Source organism: Pyxidicoccus fallax (assembly GCF_012933655.1).
GTDB classification, from domain to species: Bacteria; Myxococcota; Myxococcia; order Myxococcales; family Myxococcaceae; genus Myxococcus; species Myxococcus fallax.
Window position 1 is genome coordinate 1 of the sequence record NZ_JABBJJ010000307.1, and the last position, 15,297, is coordinate 15,297.

The 15,297-nt window shown below is 69.6% G+C and carries 12 protein-coding genes; 7 read left to right on the top strand and 5 right to left on the bottom strand.

Features of this window, described 5'->3' with window-relative positions:
* From HG543_RS41305 to HG543_RS41315, 3 genes are all read left to right on the top strand, one after another.
* Nucleotides 1-1,764: a SpoIID/LytB domain-containing protein gene (locus HG543_RS41305; protein WP_343073571.1), complete on the top strand. Its 1,764-nt coding sequence runs from the start codon at nt 1-3 to the stop codon at nt 1,762-1,764.
* A 121-nt stretch (nt 1,765-1,885) separates the two neighbouring features.
* The gene (locus HG543_RS41310) at nt 1,886-3,142 is read left to right on the top strand and encodes a TonB family protein (RefSeq protein ID WP_169350435.1); all 1,257 of its coding nucleotides are present in this window, start codon (nt 1,886-1,888) and stop codon (nt 3,140-3,142) included.
* A gap of 73 nt (nt 3,143-3,215) precedes the next feature.
* Nucleotides 3,216-4,136, top strand: coding sequence for a cation diffusion facilitator family transporter (locus HG543_RS41315; RefSeq protein ID WP_169350436.1), 921 nt, complete (start codon nt 3,216-3,218; stop codon nt 4,134-4,136).
* Nucleotides 4,137-4,140: 4 nt separating this feature from the next.
* Here HG543_RS41315 and HG543_RS41320 read toward each other — a convergent pair whose 3' ends face one another.
* From HG543_RS41320 to gcvT, 5 genes are all read right to left on the bottom strand, one after another.
* The gene (locus HG543_RS41320; RefSeq protein ID WP_169350437.1) at nt 4,141-4,518 is read right to left on the bottom strand and encodes a response regulator transcription factor; all 378 of its coding nucleotides are present in this window, start codon (nt 4,516-4,518) and stop codon (nt 4,141-4,143) included.
* Nucleotides 4,515-5,945: an ATPase domain-containing protein gene (locus tag HG543_RS41325; protein WP_169350438.1), complete on the bottom strand. Its 1,431-nt coding sequence runs from the start codon at nt 5,943-5,945 to the stop codon at nt 4,515-4,517. Before HG543_RS41325 ends, HG543_RS41320 begins: the two co-directional genes overlap by 4 nt.
* A 226-nt stretch (nt 5,946-6,171) precedes the next feature.
* Nucleotides 6,172-9,069 (bottom strand): aminomethyl-transferring glycine dehydrogenase, encoded by a 2,898-nt coding sequence (gene gcvP / locus HG543_RS41330; protein WP_169350439.1) that lies wholly within the window; start codon nt 9,067-9,069, stop codon nt 6,172-6,174.
* A gap of 72 nt (nt 9,070-9,141) precedes the next feature.
* Entirely contained in the window at nt 9,142-9,531 is a 390-nt protein-coding gene (gcvH, locus tag HG543_RS41335) for a glycine cleavage system protein GcvH (protein ID WP_169350440.1), read from the bottom strand.
* Between the two features lie 42 nt (nt 9,532-9,573).
* Entirely contained in the window at nt 9,574-10,656 is a 1,083-nt protein-coding gene (gene gcvT, locus HG543_RS41340; protein ID WP_169350441.1) for a glycine cleavage system aminomethyltransferase GcvT, read from the bottom strand.
* A gap of 97 nt (nt 10,657-10,753) precedes the next feature.
* On the opposite strand from gcvT, the gene metF reads away from it, so the two are divergent.
* The 4 genes from metF (at nt 10,754) to HG543_RS41360 (ending at nt 15,136) form a co-directional block, all read left to right on the top strand.
* Nucleotides 10,754-11,626, top strand: coding sequence for a methylenetetrahydrofolate reductase [NAD(P)H] (gene metF, locus HG543_RS41345; RefSeq protein WP_169350442.1), 873 nt, complete (start codon nt 10,754-10,756; stop codon nt 11,624-11,626).
* Nucleotides 11,623-12,045 (top strand): hypothetical protein, encoded by a 423-nt coding sequence (locus HG543_RS41350; protein WP_169350443.1) that lies wholly within the window; start codon nt 11,623-11,625, stop codon nt 12,043-12,045. The genes metF and HG543_RS41350 overlap by 4 nt, the downstream gene beginning before the upstream one ends.
* 5 nt (nt 12,046-12,050) lie before the next feature.
* On the top strand, nt 12,051-13,121 hold the full coding sequence (locus HG543_RS56595) for a homoserine dehydrogenase (RefSeq protein WP_169350444.1): 1,071 nt from the start codon (nt 12,051-12,053) through the stop codon (nt 13,119-13,121).
* A 293-nt stretch (nt 13,122-13,414) separates the two neighbouring features.
* Nucleotides 13,415-15,136, top strand: a complete 1,722-nt coding sequence (locus tag HG543_RS41360) for a DUF8225 domain-containing protein (protein WP_169350445.1) — start codon at nt 13,415-13,417, stop codon at nt 15,134-15,136.
* Nucleotides 15,137-15,297: the final 161 nt, after the last annotated feature.

The following is a 15,297-nucleotide window of genomic DNA, read 5'->3' on the forward strand; positions in this document are numbered from 1 at the left end:
GTGTATAAGAGACAGGTCCAGCGAGGGGCCGTCCTCCCCCCCCCGGGACAGGCCGGCCCCTCGCTGGACGGCGGCGTGGCGGCCCCACAGGGGGATGGCGGGAGTCCTCCCGGCACTGGCGCGTCCGGGGCCCTGGCGGATGGCGGGATGGCGGCCGGCGCGGGCACGGAGGCCGGCCCCGGCGACGCCCCACTGGACCAGGGCCTGCCGGGACCGGGAGACCTCAAGCGGCTGGACTTCCGGGGCGGTGAGCCGCGCATCCCCATCCGGCTGATGGAGGGCCGGCGCGAGGTGACGTTCTCCCCCCGGGGCCGGATGCGGCTGCGCTTCGGCGGGTCGGACGACCGGGTGCTGGACGCGGCGGCGGGGACGCGGTGGACGGTGCGCGTGACGCAGGGCGAGCGCGCCGTCCTCTCCGCGCGCGTGCAGCTCGGCGAGTTCCGCATCGCGGACCGCGAGGGGCTGAGCGCGGCCCAGGAGGAGTGGCGTGCGCGCGGGCTGGCGGTGCGCGCGCACGTGCTGGGCGCGGTGTACGGCATCGCCGGCAAGGTCATCGACAACCGGCGCTCCCTGCTGCTGGTGGACGAGGCGCTCGACGCCGAGGCCGCGGCCCGGATGCAGGCGGACCTGCTGCGCCAGTACGGCGTGAGGACCACGCTCTTCGAGGAGGTGCGCACCCCGGCGAGCGCCATCCTCGAGGTGCGCGACGAGTCCGGCGGCATCGTCGGCCTGGCGCAGGACCGGCTGGACGCGGAGACGCCGGACGGCGCGGGCTTCGACGTGCGGCAGGTGGAGTACGGCGTGGGCTACGACTTCCACGGCTTCGAGGACCGCACCTTCCGGGGCGCGCTGCAGCTCGTGGTGGACCGCGCGGGCCTGCTGGCGGTGGTGAACATCGTCCCCCTGGAGGACCTGCTCAAGGGGCTGGTGCCCTCGGAAATCTACGCGCGCGCGCACGCGGAGGCGCTCAAGGCCCAGGCCGTCACCGCCCGGGGCGAGGTGCTCGCCAAGGTGGGCATCAAGCACCTCGCGGACCCGTACCTCCTCTGCTCGGAGCAGCACTGCGCCGTGTACCGCGGCCGCACGGGCGAGGTGGCCAGCACCACGGCCGCGGTGGAGGCCACCCGGGGGCAGGCCCTCTTCAGCGGGGAGGGCCGGCTGGTGGACTCCGTCTACAGCGCGGTGTGCGGCGGCCACACGGAGGACAACGACATCGTATGGGGCGGGCCTCCGGACCCGTCACTACGCGGGCGCCCGGACGTGCTGACACCGTCGCACCGCCATCCCCTCCCCGCGCACCTGGAGGACTGGCTGGCGGCCACCGACCTCCCGGCCGCCTGCCGGGTGTCCAGCTTCGCGCAGGCGGGCAAGTTCCGCTGGGAGAAGCGCTTCACGGCGGCCCAGGTGGACGCGCTGACGAAGCACCTGGGGGTGGGCCGGGTGCTGGCCATGGCCCTGTCCGAGCGGGGCGTGTCCGGACGGGCGCGCGTGCTGACGCTGTCCGGCGAGCGAGGGGCCACGCAGGTACGGGGCGAGTTGAACATCCGCCGGTTGTTCGGGATGCTCAACAGCAGCATGGCCGTGGTGGAAGCCGAGCAGAACGCCGAGGGCCAGCCCACCGGCTGGCTTTTCCGTGGCGGCGGTTGGGGCCACGGAGTAGGGATGTGCCAGACAGGCGCTATCGGCCGGGCGGAGGCCGGGCAGCGCTACCAGGACATCCTCCGTCACTACTTCAACGGCGCCGAGGTGGCTCCCATCTATTGAGCTTGGAGGGGGGCTGCTCGTGCGAACCAGTGCACGTCTCGCGAATCTCCTCCCCTGTCCGCCTGTTCTGCCGCGAACGGGACGGGACTAGTCAGCCGGCTCGGAGGTTTATCATCGCGCCGTGAGCACGGGTTCCTCTCCAACACCACCAGACTGGCGCCGCCGCAGGCGGCAGGGCTCTCCCTGGCGACTCATCGCCGCGGTGGGGCTCGCCCTGCTGCTCCACGCCGTCTATGTGGGTGTGCTGCTCCTGACCAGCGCCCTCCAGGGCTCCGCGAAGGACCACAAGCCCGCCACCCGCCCCACCTCCGTGGCCGTCCGGCCGCTCACCGCCGACCAGTGGGCGAAGAACCGGGGCAAGGCGGACGTGAACTCCAAGTCGCAGGTGGCCGAGCGGCCCCGCGTCCAGGAGAAGAAGCCGGAGGAGAAGAAGCCCGAGGACAAGCCCCAGGGTCAGGTGGTGGACGTCGCCCCCGGCAACGACGAGGTGGACCCGAACGCGAAGTACCTCGCGGAGAGCAACAACCGGGTGCAGAAGGAGACGCGCGCCCGCGAGCAGACGCCCTTCTACAAGAACGCCATGCCGCAGCGCACGGCGCCGCGGGACCAGGCGGGCGTGGACGCGCAGCCGGAGCAGGCGCCGCGCATCGCCGGCAACAACGGCATGGGCAACGACGACGCGCCCATGTCCAAGGGCGGTCAGAAGCCCGTCTTCGAGCTGCCCGACGCGCGCCGCAAGAACGAGGTGGCCGTGAAGACGGACCCCAACACCCGGGGGCCCGGCGTGACGGTGAACAACCAGAACGAGAGCGACGAGCTGGCGGGCAACTCCAAGCGCCTGCGCATCCAGCCGGGCCAGGAGGGCGCCGAGGAGGCCGGCTCGGCCGGGCGCGTGGGCGCTCCGGGGCTGGCCGCGCTGATGCCCTCGCGCGCCGTCATGGACAAGGTGCTGGGCGCGGCGCCCAATGACCACCTGCAGGACGCCGAGGAGGGAGACGCCACCCTCCTCAACACGCGCGAGTGGAAGTTCGCCAGCTTCTTCAACCGCGTGAAGCAGAGCGTGGGCATGCACTGGAACCCCAACGAGCAGCTGCGCCGCAGGGACCCCACCGGCAGCACCTTCGCGGGGAAGGACCGGTACACGCTCCTGACGATTACGCTCGACGAGAGGGGTCAGGTGAAGGACATCCAGGTGGAGAAGAGCAGCGGCCTGGACTTCCTGGACTTCGAAGCGGTGTCCTCCTTCAAGCGCGCGCAGCCCTTCCCCAACCCGCCGCCGGGCCTGCTGAGCCAGGACTCGGAGGTGAAGTTCCAGTTCGGCTTCTTCATGGAGATGGGCGGCGGCCCGCGGATGCGGCTGTTCCGCCAGCCGAACTGAAGCTCACGCTACCGGGCAGAGCGGCTCACGACACCCTCGCGAGCGGGCGGGCTTCCCACTACCCTGGCGCGCCGTGGAAACGCCCGTCGTCGACCGCGCCCTCGCCCTGCAGCAGCGGAACCGGAAGGTCCGCCTCGTGCTGCTCGCCATCCTGGTGGCCAACTGGGTGGTGGCCGCCGCCAAGCTGGTCTTCGGCCTCGTCAGCCAGTCCGCGGCGGTGACGGCGGACGGGCTGCACTCCTTCATCGACGGCGGCTCCAACGTGCTGGGGCTCGTCGCCATGGGCGTGGCGTCGCGCCCGGCGGACGCGGACCACCCCTACGGCCACGGCAAGTTCGAGGCGCTCGCGTCGCTCGGCATCGGGGCGATGATTGGCATCGGCATGCTGGAGCTGGGGCGCATGGCGCTCGACTCCATCCTGAACGACAAGCACCCGCAGGTGACGGGGACCATGGCGGGGGTGATGGCCTTCACCCTCGTGGTCAACGTGGCGGTGACGCGGGTGGAGCGGCACTTCGGCAACAAATACAAGAGCACCCTGCTGCTGGCGGACGCGAGCCACACGATGTCCGACGTCTGGGTGACGCTCGCGGTGCTGGGCTCGCTGCTGCTCGTCTGGCTGGGCTTCCCGCGCGCGGACGGCTTCATCGCCCTGGGCGTCATGGTGTTCGTGGCGTGGGTGGCGTACGGCATCGTCCGGCAGGCGGTGGGCATCCTCTCGGACACGGCGCGGTTGGACCCGGTGGAGGTGGCGCGCCAGACGATGGGCGTGACGGGCGTGCGCTCCTGCCGCGACGTGCGCAGCCGCGGCATGGAGGAGAGCGTCTACGTGGACCTCAAAATCGAGGTGGACCCGAACCTCTCCACCGCGCAGGCCCACGAGGTGGCGGACCGCGTGGAGCGCACGCTCCAGGACACCTACCCGCAGGTGGTGGACGTGGTGGTCCACGTGGAGCCGGCGCGCTCCGTGCCGCTTCGCACGGAGCGCGCGTAGGCCCTCACCCTCCCCGCCTTCGCACCGGCGTTTTGGCGAGCGAGGCGGAGATGACGTCCAGCAGGGCATCCAGCTTGAAGGGCTTGGCCAGGAAGCCGGCCACTCCCAGGCCCTGGAGCGCGGCGCGGGACGCGGAGGTCATCACCACCACCGGCACGTGCTGGACGTGCGCGTCCAGCGCCTTGGCCCGGAGGAAGGCGGTGCCGTCCATCAGCGGCATCATCAAATCCAGCAGCACGAGGTCCGTGGGCCGCTCGCCCAGCATCCGCAGCGCGTCCTCGCCGTTGCGGGCGACGGTGGCCTCGTAGCCCTCGTCCTCCAGCACCTCGCACAGCGTGGTGGCCAGGATGTCCTCGTCCTCGACGATGAGGATGCGGCTCATCGCGTCCCCCCCCGCTCGCGCCCGTCGAGCACCTCCACGCCGCGTGACGAGATGACCAGCTCTCGCACGTGCGGGTCGTTGTCGCTGTCACGCATCTTCAGCACGGAGATGGCGCGGTGCATGCGCTCGCCCCGCTCCACGAAGCGCAGGAACAGGAGGTTGTCGCAGAGCGTCTCCACGCCTCGGATGGAGAAGCGCAGCTCCGTCCCGAAGAGCTCGTGGGGCTGCTGGGTCAGCAGCACGGTGACCTCCCTGTCCCGCAGCGCGTTGAGCAGCGCGGCGATGAAGCGCGTGGAGCGCTCCGGGTCCATGGACTCCCGGGCGAAGGGCTCCAGGCCGTCCAGGAAGACGCGGCGGTAGTGGTGCGCGTCCACCATCTCGATGAGGTCCTGCGCCATCGCGTCCGGCAGCGTCTCCACCGGCGCTCGCGTCTCCAGGCGCAGCGCGCCGGACGCCACCAGCGGCCGCAGCGCCAGCCCCACCATGTCCCCCTTGCGCAGGAGCTGCTCGCTGCGCTCCTCGAAGCCGTAGTACAGGCCCGGCTCCCCACTCCGCGCGCCCTCCGCGAGGAAGTGCAACCCCAGCAACGTCTTGCCGACGCCCGGGCCGCCGATGAGCAGCGTGGAGGACAACGTGACGAGCCCTCCCCGGCACATGGCGTCCAGCCCGGGCAGCCCCCACCGTGAGCGCCGGTCCGGGTCCGCGACCTTCTCGGAGTTCTCCGGGTGGAGCGCCTCGTAGCGCGGGTAGACGGACACGCCCCGCTCGTCGATGGTGAAGGTGTGCCGTCCGGGCAGGTTGTTGCTGCCGCGAAACTTGATGACCTCCAGCCCGCGGATGGCCTTCAGGCCCACGCGCTCCGCGGTGAGGGAGAGGATGCCATCGGCCATGATGAGCTCCACCTCCGAGCCCACCCCCTCCTCCGTCCCGAGCAGGAGGGTGGTGCAGCGCGCGAGGTCCGCCCGCACGGACAGGGCCTGGAGGAACTCACGCAATTCCGCGTGCCCGCGGATGTACTCGCGCACCACGGTGAAGCCGTCGATGACGAGCAGCCGCGTGTCCTTCTCCCGCATCACATGGGAGAGCAGCGCCAGAAGCCCCCGCGCCCCGCCCGTCTTCAGCGCGTGGGCGCCGCTGATGTAGTGCACGCGCGTGCCCACCAGCGCCTCGTCGAAGAACGCCAGCGAGCGCAGGTGGAGCACCATCCGCGAGTGGGACTCCGTCAGCATCGTCACGTAGACGACCGACTCGCCCTTCTTCGCGAGGTTGAAGCACATCTGGTTGGCGAGCGTCGTCTTCCCCGTGCCCGGGGGACCCGTGACGATGTAGAGCCCGCCCCGCAACCAGCCTCCGTCGAGGATCTGGTCCAGGTAGGGGGTACTGCTCGATAGCCGGGTGTCCTCCGTCTCGGGAGGGTTGCGGTCCACACGTTGCTCCTTCGTCCACCCACAATGACGCCTACCTGACGATGAGCATTGGTCCGGGAACTCTCTCGACCCCGCACGGAGCATGGGCATGGGCGCAGGTCCCGCGCCGCCCGTCCGCCGGGCAGACGGCCGGGCATGGTGCACCGCTGAAAAAGCAGGGGCCGCCTCCCCGCGAAGGGAGACGGCCCCGGTGCTGCTTCACGGCCCTGTCAGCGCGCGGATGGCGTCACGCGGCCTTCGGGTCCGTCATGTAGTCCTCGATGGGAGGGCACGAACACACGAGCTTGCGGTCACCGAGCACGTTGTTCAGGCGGCCCACGGACGGCCAGAACTTGTTGTCGCGCACCCAGGCGGCGGGGAAGACGGCCTGCTCGCGCGAGTAGGGCCGGTTCCACTCCGGGCCGGTGATGACGCGGGCGGTGTGGGGCGCGTTCTTCAGAACGTTGTTGTCCTTCGGCATGCGCCCCTCCTCGATGTCGCGAATCTCCTGGCGGATGGCGATCATCGCCTCGCAGAAGCGGTCCAGCTCCGCCTTGGACTCGCTCTCCGTCGGCTCAATCATGAGCGTGCCCGCCACGGGGAAGGACACGGTGGGCGCGTGGAAGCCGAAGTCCATGAGGCGCTTGGCCACGTCCTCCACCTCGACGCCGGACGTCTTCTTCAGCGGGCGCAGGTCGACGATGCACTCGTGCGCCACCTTGCCGCGCTTGCCGCGGTACAGCACCGGGTAGTGCGGCTGGAGCCGCTCGGCGATGTAGTTGGCGTTGAGGATGGCCAGCTTCGTGGCCTGGGTGAGGCCCTCGCCGCCCATCATCGTCATGTACATCCACGAGATGAGCAGGATGCTGGCGCTGCCCCACGGCGCGGCGGAGATGGCGCCAATGGCCTCGGAGCCGCCCGTCTTGATGACCGGGTGTCCCGGCAGGAACTTCACCAGGTGGCTGGCCACGCAGATGGGGCCCATGCCCGGGCCGCCACCGCCGTGCGGGATGCAGAACGTCTTGTGCAGATTGATGTGGCAGACGTCCGCGCCGACGGAGCCCGGCGAGGTGAGGCCCACCTGCGCGTTGAGGTTGGCGCCGTCCATGTACACCTGGCCGCCGCGCTCGTGGATGATGGAGCAGATCTCCTTGATGTCCTCCTCGAACACGCCGTGCGTGGACGGGTAGGTCACCATCAGCGCCGCGAGCTTGTCCTTGTGCTCGTCCGCCTTGGCGCGCAGGTCCACGAGGTCGATGTTGCCGTCCTCGTCGCACTTCGTGACGACGACCTTGTAGCCGGCCATCACCGCGGAAGCCGGGTTGGTGCCGTGCGCGGAAGACGGAATGAGGCACACGTCGCGGTGCCCCTGGCCGCGGCTCTGGTGGTACGCGCGGATGACGAGCAGGCCCGCGTACTCACCCTGGCTGCCCGCGTTGGGCTGCAGCGAGCACCCGGCGAAGCCCGTCACCTGGGTGAGCATGTTCTCCAGCTGCTCGAAGATGACCTTGTAGCCGGCCGCCTGCGAGGTGGGCGCGAAGGGGTGCAGCCTGCCGAACTGCGGCCACGTCACCGGAATCATCTCCGCGGTGGCGTTGAGCTTCATGGTGCAGCTGCCCAGCGGAATCATCGAGTGCGTGAGGGACAGGTCCTTCGCCTCGAGCCGCCGGATGTAGCGCAGCATCTCCGTCTCGGAGTGGTAGCTGTTGAAGACGGAGTGCGTGAGGTACGCGCTGGTGCGCTGCAGCTCCTTGGCCACCGGGCTCTCCACGGTGGTGCCCACCTCGTCCAGCGAGGGGGAGGAGGACTTGCCGGCGCCGGTGGCGAAGGCCGCGAGGATGGCCTCCACGTCCGCGGGCCGCGTCGTCTCATCGAGGGACACGCCCAGCGTCTTCTCGTCGATGCGGCGGAAGTTCATCCGCGACGCCTCGGCGGCGGCGAGCACCGCGCGCACCTGCGGCTGCGTCAGCTCCACGCGCAGCGTGTCGAAGAACTGCTCGTGCCTCGGCTTCAGGCCCAGCTTCGTCAGGCCGCGCGCCAGCAGCACCGTGAGGCCGTGCACGCGCTCGGCGATGGCCTTCAGGCCCTTGGGCCCGTGGTACACGGCGTACATGCTGGCGATGACGGCCAGCAGCACCTGCGCGGTGCAGATGTTGCTCGTCGCCTTCTCGCGGCGGATGTGCTGCTCGCGCGTCTGCAGCGCCATGCGCAGCGCGCGGCGGCCCTGCGCGTCCTCGGACACGCCGATGATGCGGCCCGGCATGACGCGGGTGTACGCGTTCTTCGTGGCGAAGTAGCCGGCGTGCGGACCGCCGTAGCCCATGGGCACGCCGAAGCGCTGCGCGCTGCCCACCGCCACGTCCGCGCCGAACTCGCCCGGAGGCGTCAAGAGCGTGAGGCTCAACAGGTCCGCCGCGACGATGAACAGGCCGCCCGCCGCGTGCACCTTCTCCCCGAACGCGCGGTAGTCATGCACCGCGCCGTCCGTGGCCGGATACTGCACCAGCGCGCCCACGAACTTCTTCGAGCCCAGGTCCACCGTGCGGTGGTCGCCGACGACAATCTCCACGCCCAGGGGGATGGCGCGCGTGCGCACCACGTCCACCGTCTGCGGGTGGCAGGTGTCGGAGATGAAGAAGGCGCCGCCGGCGCCGTCGCCCTTCTGGTGCAGGGCCAGCGCCATGGCCTCGGCGGCCGCGGTGCCCTCGTCCAGCAGCGAGGCGTTGGCCACCTCCAGACCCGTCAGGTCCATCACCATCGTCTGGAAGTTGAGCAGCGCCTCCAGACGCCCCTGGGCAATCTCCGCCTGATAGGGCGTGTACTGGGTGTACCAGCCCGGGTTCTGGAAGATGTTGCGGAGGATGACGTTCGGGGTGTGGGTGTCGCTGTAGCCCATCCCGATGAAGGACCGGAACACCTGGTTCTTCGCGGCGATGGCCTCGAGCTGCGCGAGCAGCTCGTGCTCACCGCGCGGAGCCCCGAGCTTCAGCGGCTCCTTGGAGCGGATGGCCGGCGGGACGGCCTGCTCGATGAAGGCATCGAGCGAGGTGACGCCCAGCGCGGACAGCATCTGCTTCAGCTCGTGCTCGTCCGGACCGATGTGACGGCCGGCGAACGACTCCTGGTAGTTCCAATTCAAGGACATGGCAGTCGGGGCTCGCGTACGAGTCGAAAATTCGAGGACCGTCACTAACAGCCGGCCGGTGTGGCTTCAGTGCTACGCGCTCTTGAGCAGGTTGGCGTACGCGGTGGCGTCCATGAGGGCGTCCACCTGCTTGGGGTCCGACAGCTCGACCTCGACAATCCACCCCGCCCCGTAGGGGTCCGTGTTGACGGTGGAGGGGTTGTCCGCCAGGGCGTCATTCACCCGCACCACCGTGCCGGACAGCGGCGAGTACAGCTCGGACACCGCCTTGGTGGACTCGATGACGCCGAACTGCTTGCCCTCGGTGACGGTGCTGCCCACCTTCGGCAGCTCCACGTACACCACGTCGCCGAGCGACTCCTGGGCGTGGTGGGTGACGCCAACCACCACCACCTTGCCCTGGACGCGGGCCCACTCGTGCTCCTTGGTGTACTTCAGGTCGCCGGGAATCGTATCGGCCATGTCGTTGCTCCTCAAACGGGGCTGCGAAGGGGGGCTGATGCTTCAGGGCTTCTTGTAGAACGGCGTCTTGACGACCACGGCGGGGACGGCGCGGCCGCGGATGTCCACGTCGAAGGTAGAGCCTTCCGCGGAAAGCTCGGCGGGCACGTAGCCGATGCCGATGGGCTTCTTCACGGACGGGCCCATGGTGCCGCTCGTCACCTCGCCCACCGGCTTGCCGTCCTTGTGGATGGCGTAGCCGTGGCGGGGGATGCCGTTGCCCGTCAGCTCGAAGCCCACCAGCTTGCGCTTCACGCCCGCGGCCTTCTGGGCCACCAGGGCGTCCTTGCCGATGAACGACGGCTTGTCGAGCTTCACGATCCAGCCCAGGCCCGCCTCCAGCGCGGTGTGCTTGTCGTCGATGTCGTTGCCGTACAGGGCGTACTTCATCTCCGTGCGGAGGCTGTCGCGCGCGCCCAGGCCGCACGGCTTCACGCCGTCCTGCTGGCCCTCGGTGAGCAGCGCGTCCCAGAGCTTCACCGCGCCGTCGGGCGAGCAGTACAGCTCGAAGCCGTCCTCGCCGGTGTAGCCGGTGCGGGAGATGATGGACGGGACGCCCGCCACCTCGCCCTCGGTGAATCGGTACGTGCCCACCTTGGAGAGGTCGGCCTTCGTCAGGCGCTGGACGAGCCCGGCGGCCTTGGGGCCCTGCACGGCGATCTGCGCGAACTCGTCCCCGCGGTCCACCGGCTGCACGCCCTTCGCGTGCTCCTTCATCCAGGCGAAGTCCTTCTCGCGGTTGCTGGAGTTGACGCAGATGAAGATGCGCTCGGGGCTGAAGCGGTAGGCGACGATGTCGTCCACGAAGGTGCCCTGCTCGTTGAGCAGGCCCGCGTAGACGGCCTGCCCGTCCGAGATGCGGGCGAGGTCGTTGGAGATGAGGGCGTTGACCGTCTCCAGGGCGCCGGGGCCGCGGAACTCCACCTCGCCCATGTGGGACACGTCGAACAGACCGACGGCGGTGCGCACGGCTTCGTGCTCGCCAATGACGGACGAGTACTGGACCGGCATGTCCCAACCCACGAAGTCGACCATCCGAGCACCCAACTTGCGGTGGGCCTCGTTGAGGGGCGTACGCCGGGTCATCACTCTCTCCTGGAGGGGGGTGTGGAAAACGGCGCGGACTATAGCCGCGAGACTTCGCCGATCAAGGCCGGCGGGGAGCGTCTACACTGGGGACGACATGAAGATTCGTAATCGGTTGAATCCATCCAACCCCTGCTTCTCCTTCGAGTTCTTCCCGCCGAAGACGGATGAGGGCGTGGCCAACCTCTTCAAGACGCTGGAGGACCTGGCGCCCCTGCAGCCCGGCTTCGTCTCGGTGACGTACGGAGCGGGCGGCAGCACGAGAGACCGGACGGTGGAGCTGGTCACCCGCATCAAGCAGGAGACGGGCATCGAGGCCATGGCGCACCTGACGTGCGTGGGCCACACCAAGGACGAGCTGCGCGAGCTGCTCCGGCGGCTGCAGGACGCGAAGCTGGAGAACGTGCTGGCGCTGCGGGGAGACCCGCCGCAGGGACAGAAGGAGTTCGTGCCGGAGCCGGGCGGGTTCCGCTACGCGTCGGAGCTGGTCCAATTCATCCGAGAAGAGGATTTCAACTTCTCCATCGGAGGCGCGTGCTATCCGGAGGGCCACGTCGAGACGCTGTCCCGCGACGACGACCTGCGTCATCTGAAGGCGAAGGTGGATGCGGGGCTGGACTTCGTGGTGACCCAGCTCTTCTTCGACAACGCCTTCTTCTTCGACTTCGTGGAGCGGGCACGGCGCGCGGGCATCAACGTCCCCATCGTCCCCGGCATCATGCCGATTACGAACTACGAGCAGATCCAGCGCTTCACGCGGATGTGCGGAGCCACCGTGCCCATGCGGCTGGCGCTGCAGTTGGAGCGGGTGAAGGACCAGCCGGACGCGCTGGTGCAGCTCGGCGTGGCGCACGCGACGGTGCAGTGCATGGAGCTGCTTTCGCGCGGCGTGCCCGGCATCCACTTCTACACGCTCAACAAGTCCCCGGCGACGCGGATGATTGTGAGCGCCCTGAGAGCCCGTACATGAGTGGTCCTGGAATCCAGCTTCCCCCGAACGACCCCCGCAACAAGATCCTCAACATCGTCCGGCCGCCGGCGTTCTTCCTGCTGTGCGTGGGCGTGCTGAACATCATCTACAACGTGGCGGGCTTCGTGCTGGCCGCGCTGAAGGTGACGTCGCCCTTCGTGCCGGCGGGCGCCGAGCCCGCGCCGCTGGAGCTGAGCCTGACGCTGGCGCTGATGCTGGGGGTGGGCATCATCTGCGGCGTGCTGTCCGCATGGGGCGCGCTGAGCGCGCTGAACCTGAAGGGCTACGGGCTGGCGACGGTGGGCGGCATCACCGCGCTGTACATCCTGTCCCCCGGTTGCGTCATCGGCGTGCCGGTGGCCATCTGGATGCTGTTCACCCTGCGCCGCGACGGCGTGCGCGAAGCCTTCCAGGCCTGACGCGAATGCGCACCCTCCGCTTCCTCCTCACCGGCGTCGGGAATGTCGGCCGGCCCCTGCTGGAGATGATTCACGAGCGCGCGGCGCTGCTGCGCGAGCGGTACCGGCTGGAGCTGCGGCCGGTGGGACTGGCGGACTCGGGCGGCGCGGCGGTGGACCCGCGTGGGTTGGATTTGGGTGCGGTGCTGGAGGCGAAGCAGGCGAAGCGCTCGGTGGCGACGCTGCCGGGCGTGGGCCGGCCGGGAATGGGCGGGCTGGCGCTGGTGCGCGAGGTGGAGGCGGACCTGCTGCTGGAGTCCACGCCGACGAACCTCACGGACGCGCAGCCGGGCCTGGACATCGTGCGCGAGGCGCTGCGGCGGGGCATGCCGTGCGTGCTCGCGAGCAAGGGGCCGCTGGTGCTGGCCTTCCAGGAGCTGGCGGCGCTGAGCGACTGGGACACTCCGGGGAAGCCGGCGCTGCGCTTCAGCGGCGCGGTGGGCGGGGCCATGCCCACCGTGAATGTGGGGCGGCGGGATTTGGCGCTCGGGAAGCTGGGGCTGATGGAGGGCGTGCTCAACTCCACCAGCCACCTGATGCTGTGCCGGATGGGCGAGGGGCTGACGTACGAGGCCGCGCTGAAGGAGGCACAGGAGATTGGCATCGCCGAGCCGGACCCCTCGCTGGACGTGGATGGCTGGGACACGGCGAACAAGCTGGTCATCCTGGCCAACGCCGTCCTGCGCGTGCCCACGGTGCTGAAGGACGTGGCGGTGACGGGGATGCGCGGGGTCACGCGCGCGGAGCTGGACGCGGCGCGGGCGAAGGGCGGACAGGTGCTGCTGCTGGCGCGGGCGGAGCCTCGCGAGGGTGGACGCTGGGAGCTGAGCGTGCGGCCCACGGTGGTGGGCGGAGAGCACCCGCTCGGGCGGCTGGGGGCGCGGGAGATGGGGCTCGTGTACCGCAGCGACATCCACGGAAAACTGACGCTCATCAGCGGTGAGCAGGGCGCGTGGGGCGCGAGTGCCGCGATGTTGCGGGACGTGCTGGACGTGGCATCGCAAAGCCTCACGTTGACACCCCGCGCCTCGCGGTAAACCCATACAAGTGAAGCTTTGCCCTCGCGGGCAGGGGGCATGTCCACCACCGGACGCGCGCGGCGCCACGCGCGTTCCGGCGAGACGTCGCCGCGTCATCAGAGGACGCGAAAGCGGGGCCCCGGAACCGTCTTCCAGCCAAAAGCTCTCCCGGGAGCGCTGTCTGGCATTGCGGATGCAACGCCTTGCGCCGCCAATCAATCGAGATTGGCAAGCAGCGGCGGAAACGTCTCCTAGAGCTGAAGTCCTCCGCGGTCCCCTCCCGCGACGTTCCCGCCGTCGAGGAGCTTCCCATGAGAAGGCTCGACTCGCAGACCGATGTGAACCAGTTCATCCCCCCCGCCGGCCAGGTCGACTTCCCCGACGACCCCACCGCCCAGCAGGCGCTCGGCCAGCAGTGGACGGTCAACCTCACCGGCTTCACGCAGCAGGGCATCACCGGCGACCCCTGGAACGCCACCAACTCGGCCAACAACATCTGGTACTTCAACCCGCTGACCACCGACACGAAGGGGTACGGGTACGCGCCCATCCAGTGGAATGCCTTCCCCGGGCGGCTGGCCTACTACTACGGCGGTGGAGGGGGCTCGAACAGCCAGAACCTGAAGCTCCCGGACGTGGACCTGCTGGCCCTGGCCGACACCGGCAGGACGACGACGGGCACTCCCTTCGCGAACCTGCCGACCATCACCAACCCCTGCACGGGGGCCGTCACCCCCTACGGCCCCTACGGCCCCCGCGGGTGGCAGGACGAGTACTGCGAATGGAGCGTCCAGCGCGACGCGAAGAACAACATCGTCCGCATCGACTTCACCTGTGAGAACCCGGAGTACTGGAACACGCTGTGGATGATCGACCCGAAGCGGGTGCTGGCGCTGTACCAGCAGATCCTCGGCAAGCCGCAGATTCTGCTCGAGGACCTGTACCTGCTGGACCCGGTCAGCAGCCAGCCCGTCATCGACCCCTCCACGAATCGCCCCGCGTACAACCCGCTCAACAAGTGGAACAGCGGCCCCGTCTCCACCGCGACCCAGGGCGGCGCCATCCACCTGACCAGCACGCCCAACACGCTCCAGACGGAGATTGGCCTGGCCTCCGCCGCGACCGTCCCGCGCACGGTGGGCAACAGCAACGCGCAGACGCTCATCTGCTGCGCCCAGTACGGCCAGCCCGCGCGCAACAGCGACCCCCACATCGGCCTGAGCGTGAACCAGCTCGTCGCGCCGCAGGACCCGGCCCAGGCGGCCAACAAGGTCACCCTGGCCAACCCGCCGGGGCTCTACATCCAGATGCCGGACTTCAGCGGCTACAAGACGCCGGACAACACGCCCGCCTCGGAGTTCTGGACCATCGTGCGCGGCACCCCGTCGCTGACGGACGCGAACGGCGTGCAGCTGCCCGGCAACTACATCCTCCACGCCACCTTCGAGGTGCCGGCGAGCAAGGGCTACACCGTCTCGGACATCACCATCAACGGACAGAAAATCCAGTGGGCCGGCCAGGTGGCCCGGACGTTCTTCATGCAGATCACCGGCATGGGGCTTCCGCAGCAGTCCGCCGCGCCCGTGCAGAGCTGCGTGGGAACGCCGGGCACGGAGCTGGCCCAGCCGCTCCAGCTGTTCCACGCGGCCGTGTTCAACGCCTTCATCAAGACCAACGTCCCCAACGTGATGGGAATGCAGATGAGCCTGGCCAGCAACAGCACGCTCATCGCGCCCATCGTGAAGCAGGGCCAGTCGAACATCCCCATGGTGATGACGGCGGACACGGTGAGCGGGAGCGGCCTGCCCTCCGTCTCCGCCACGCAAGGCCTCACCGTCAAGGTGACGGGCATGACCCAGGCGACCTACGCCGTGCCCGGCAACTCGTACCCGGGTGAGGTGTTCGTGCTCCAGCTGCAGGTCAGCGTGGCCGCCGATGCCCCGCTGGGACTCCAGGGCCTGTGGCTGACCAACGCCGGCCAGCAGAAGTCCAAGGAGCCCTTCCCCGCCGCGCTGAACGTCGTCGCCGCCTGACGCTCCCCCGCCGGGAGGGCGGAGGCCACGCGCCTCCGCCCTCCTGGCGTTTCCCCACCAGGAACAACGAACATGCCTTCCTTCCAGAGCATCGCGAGCGCGTCGCTGATGGCGCTGCTGACCCTTGGAACGGGCTGTGTCCGGCCCGCCACGCCGAAGTC

Excerpts from the sequence above, each read along its gene's own strand:
- HG543_RS41320 (WP_169350437.1), bottom strand. The coding sequence starts at position 4,518 with ATGAGCCGCATCCTCATCGTCGAGGACGAGGACATCCTGGCCACCACG.
- gcvP (WP_169350439.1), bottom strand. The coding sequence starts at position 9,069 with ATGTCCTTGAATTGGAACTACCAGGAGTCGTTCGCCGGCCGTCACATC.
- gcvH (WP_169350440.1), bottom strand. The coding sequence starts at position 9,531 with ATGGCCGATACGATTCCCGGCGACCTGAAGTACACCAAGGAGCACGAG.
- gcvT (WP_169350441.1), bottom strand. The coding sequence starts at position 10,656 with ATGACCCGGCGTACGCCCCTCAACGAGGCCCACCGCAAGTTGGGTGCT.
- metF (WP_169350442.1), top strand. The coding sequence starts at position 10,754 with ATGAAGATTCGTAATCGGTTGAATCCATCCAACCCCTGCTTCTCCTTC.
- HG543_RS41350 (WP_169350443.1), top strand. The coding sequence starts at position 11,623 with ATGAGTGGTCCTGGAATCCAGCTTCCCCCGAACGACCCCCGCAACAAG.
- HG543_RS56595 (WP_169350444.1), top strand. The coding sequence starts at position 12,051 with ATGCGCACCCTCCGCTTCCTCCTCACCGGCGTCGGGAATGTCGGCCGG.
- HG543_RS41360 (WP_169350445.1), top strand. The coding sequence starts at position 13,415 with ATGAGAAGGCTCGACTCGCAGACCGATGTGAACCAGTTCATCCCCCCC.